General features: G+C 50.9%; 3 protein-coding genes. All 3 read right to left on the bottom strand.

Annotation, left to right across the window (positions count from 1 at the left end; genetic code table 11):
• Window positions 1-131: 131 nt before the first annotated feature.
• The 3 genes from V7730_RS22435 to V7730_RS22425 all read right to left on the bottom strand — a co-directional run bounded on the left by V7730_RS22435 (window position 132) and on the right by V7730_RS22425 (window position 3,284).
• On the bottom strand, window positions 132-1,118 hold the full coding sequence (locus tag V7730_RS22435) for a glycosyltransferase family 61 protein (protein ID WP_335749776.1): 987 nt from the start codon (window positions 1,116-1,118) through the stop codon (window positions 132-134).
• Between the two features lie 269 nt (window positions 1,119-1,387).
• Window positions 1,388-2,662 (bottom strand): SGNH/GDSL hydrolase family protein, encoded by a 1,275-nt coding sequence (locus V7730_RS22430; RefSeq protein WP_335749775.1) that lies wholly within the window; start codon window positions 2,660-2,662, stop codon window positions 1,388-1,390.
• A 157-nt stretch (window positions 2,663-2,819) separates the two neighbouring features.
• Window positions 2,820-3,284: a MarR family winged helix-turn-helix transcriptional regulator gene (locus V7730_RS22425; protein WP_335749774.1), complete on the bottom strand. Its 465-nt coding sequence runs from the start codon at window positions 3,282-3,284 to the stop codon at window positions 2,820-2,822.
• Between the last annotated feature and the right edge of the window lie 257 nt (window positions 3,285-3,541).

Below are 3,541 nucleotides of genomic sequence, written 5' to 3'. Positions count from 1 at the left end.
TTGCCATGAAGAATGCAGACCGCCGAGGATCTATGTGGTCGTCCGGGATGGAACAGTTAATCTATAATTAAGGATTGCGGACTGTGTGTGGCAAATAAATGGCGCGCTGTTCAAAACAACAAAAAAGCATTTCAATCTAGAAGATCGAGCGTGCGCCGCACCTCGCTCCAGTCGATACTGAAGTTCGAGCTCGTCCCCTCACCGACAACGAATGCGTAGCCTTGATTCTGTCGGTCGGTGACAGTCTTGAGCGCCGCAACGGTACGGTCAGGTGGCTGAAACACAAGGAGCGTGGCACCTGGAGGCATTACTGCCAACCCGTGAACCAAGTGGCTTCCCTCGACCCCGGCAACTATGGCCGCATTCCCACACAGATCTGCGATCTGATCCACCGAGGCAGTCGTCGGGTCGAGCACATGAAACCCGTAGGTTTCCGCCATTTGATCTGCGATCTGGCGTTCATTCGTCATCACGCGTGCGTCGCCAGTCTTGCCCCGCAACAAGAAAACGCCATTGACGGGCTTGATGGCGCGGCCGAACAACAACTTGTCTCGCATCTCTATGGTGCGTTGGGTCTTGCCAGCGTTGTTGGCATGGTCATCAAAAAGGATTAATTCACTAAAATGAACGTTCTGTCGGCGCAATGGGGCCATTCCAAGCAACGCTTCGTAACACGGCACATGCCCAGTTGGATTGATTGAAGTGGTCACCGTCGTGCCGGCGGGATTTGTCAGAAAATAGGTCAGACAGTCATCGCTAAGCCAGTTGCCGAACCATCGGTTTCCAAGCCAACTCTCATACATAGAACCGCTCATGACGTCGCGTGGTATCGGGTATGTCACGGAACGGGAGTGTCGGGCACGCAAGTGGCGCTGCCGACCTTTGGCATACAGCACGCCGTCGACCATGTCGACATTCTCAAGCCGGTACCCAATTGTCGGATTCTCTTGTGTGTCAAACTCGCCGAGAAACGACCGGATGACCACGTCAATCGGAGCAAACTCGGTGTCCTTAATTCGCTCAAGTTGTCCCGGCAGGCAGACAGCTGCAGGCACATGCCGTTGACAACTCGGGGCCACTTCCCACGTGTCGCTGGCACCGGAAAAAATGTCCGGCATAGGCTTACCCATCAATTTGCGGATATGGCCTTGGAGGGGTCTTAAAGAAAGCATTCTTGAAATCTTGCCTTTTACCAGAACGGCCAGGGTTTCACTATAATCAAGTGAGAGTCTAAAGCTTGCCGAAATTCAAGTAAACTGGGAAATTCCAGCCAAAACAACACCTTTGCCAAAATGAACCAGAAAACCCGCATAACCTACGGTGATAGCTAAGCACGATTCCGTTGAATGCGAACACCTACAAAGCAGGTCATTTTCGCTTCCGATTTTCAGTTCGGCCAAACATCTGGCAGTTCATTGATTGTATTGATAAGTCTTTTGGCGATCATCTGATGATCCTCAAGTGAAGGGTGCCAGTGACAGGCAGTTTTTTGCATTCTTGGCAAAACAGCAAGGGCCACGCGTTTATCGCCAAGCGATGCAAAGTGTGCTTGCACAAACTGATGTGCCGCCAAATAGTCGTCGCCATAGCCTTTCAAAGCGATCAGGACCAGCAGCGCCTGAGGGTGCTGTGACCGTAGCCTTTGAAGAAACCGAACATATTGGGTTTCGAAATCATCACGAAGTGATTTCTGATCAGCCCACTGCTCGTTTTGGCCCACTTCGGCTGCGAAATCATTTGAACCGAGTGCAAGCACAATCACCTGCGGACTCCATCCATCAGCTTGCTGCATAGGGGTACCATCAAACAATGCCTGGATATATCGTGTGGTCATTGTCATCTCAGGGTTACCACCCTCAAGATTGCGAACCAGACCGATGCCGGAATACGCGTTCACTTGATAGTCAGCATTGAAATGCCGGGCAACAATTGGGCCAAAAGAGTTCAGGGTATTGGTATATAGAAATACCAGATCACCCTCGCAGTCCCGGCCAGGCGAAGTGTTTCCATATCCCACCGTGTCGGAATCACCGATGAATTCTATTTCGCGTGACTTCTTGTCGGGGGGGGCAAAGAGTCTACTTCCGGCAGATACAAAGAAACCGCGAAATTCCGCTGCCCCCGACAAGGACTCGCTGATCTTGTCCAATCGCACCGCGTGGTTCCCTGAGCCGAGACCCGAGATACGCACCGCAACTTTCCCCGGCCGAGTAACGGTGAATGCGGGTAGTTCAGCATTATCCAGCGAGATGCTGTATCGATTGATTGAATCATTGAATGCCACGATGACAGAATCACCCTCAAAGTTTGCCGTCGCGTAGATCGCAGGCCATTGATGCGTGAATGACTGAATTTCATTCTGGAAACTGGCCCGAGTATGCACCGATTCAGTAATTGAAACACTCCGCCCCATAAAGACGGATTTCAGTTGCGACAAATTGGCAAAATCGATTGTTTCCGGGTCCACAATCGCCGCCAAGGGACGTTCAGCAGATTGTAACAGCGGCTCGACGATTGGCTGTGGCCCATCGAATTTGGCCCTGTAACTTGGTGTGATATCATCCTCGGTCAGCGCCAAATTGTTCCAGCCTATCAAACCAAGAATTGTTACCAAGCAAAGTGCTGCGATGAACTTCGGATTTCGTTTCACCTGCTCCTCCATTGTCGCGCCTGAGAACCGAATTCAAATTGCTCAATCTGCGGAATTTCGAATCAATATTGCGGGTGTCTTTCGGATATTCAACTGAAAATATGCAAGTATTGAACCTTTAGATCAGGTGTGTGATGCCTTGTCATGGGCGCTGTCAGATAAATGCGAACTAGTCTGCCGTGTGTCGAGTCTGATGTGACCTCAGATGATTGTCACGCGCTATCTTAAGCATGCGGTGAAACGCCTCCCAATCATGTGGTTCGATGCCGTCACGGGTGATGCTTCGAACCTCCTCACCTATTCGTTTCAACTGCATCAGCAACGGTGTCGCCTCGGCGGATGCACTAACAAGCTTGGCCCTGCGGTCACTTGGATCGCTTTCACGGCAAACGAAACCCGCGCACTCCAGTCGATCCAGACAAGTTGTAATGCTCATCGCGCCAAGACCGGTTAGGTCAGCCAAATCACGCTGGCGCAAAGGTCCATGACGCGCCACAGGTGCCAATGTCCGCGCCTCACTGGGAGTCACTCCAAGACATGCGCTTGCTACCCTCCGCTCGAATTCGGCCCGCAACAAACGGGCGATATCAAGGATCAGAAAGGATGTGTTTTCGTTATCAATAGGTTCGGGCAAGAGCATGATCCATAATTTATATGTTATACTTATATTAAGTAAGACTTATTAAATTGTCATAGGATGGTCTAATTTTATTTCTAAAATTATTGCGGGACACACAAAGCAGTGCTGAGATCGTCGTGAAGTGACCGGGGCGAAGCAAGCAAATGGTAGGTAACTTTCGCGCATGCATACAGCCCCCCCGATCCGGCATACTGTCCCACTGAAGTGGTCCGGCAAAATTGGACAGCGTGCTAAGATGTATCCAACCCGAA

Source organism: Sulfitobacter sp. (assembly GCF_036961165.1).
Taxonomy (GTDB): Bacteria; Pseudomonadota; Alphaproteobacteria; order Rhodobacterales; family Rhodobacteraceae; genus Sulfitobacter.
This window is presented reverse-complemented; position numbering and strand designations above follow the sequence as displayed.

Bases quoted from the DNA above. Each gene is read 5' to 3' on its own strand.
- V7730_RS22435 (WP_335749776.1), bottom strand. From the start codon at position 1,118: ATGCCGGACATTTTTTCCGGTGCCAGCGACACGTGGGAAGTGGCCCCG.
- V7730_RS22430 (WP_335749775.1), bottom strand. From the start codon at position 2,662: ATGGAGGAGCAGGTGAAACGAAATCCGAAGTTCATCGCAGCACTTTGC.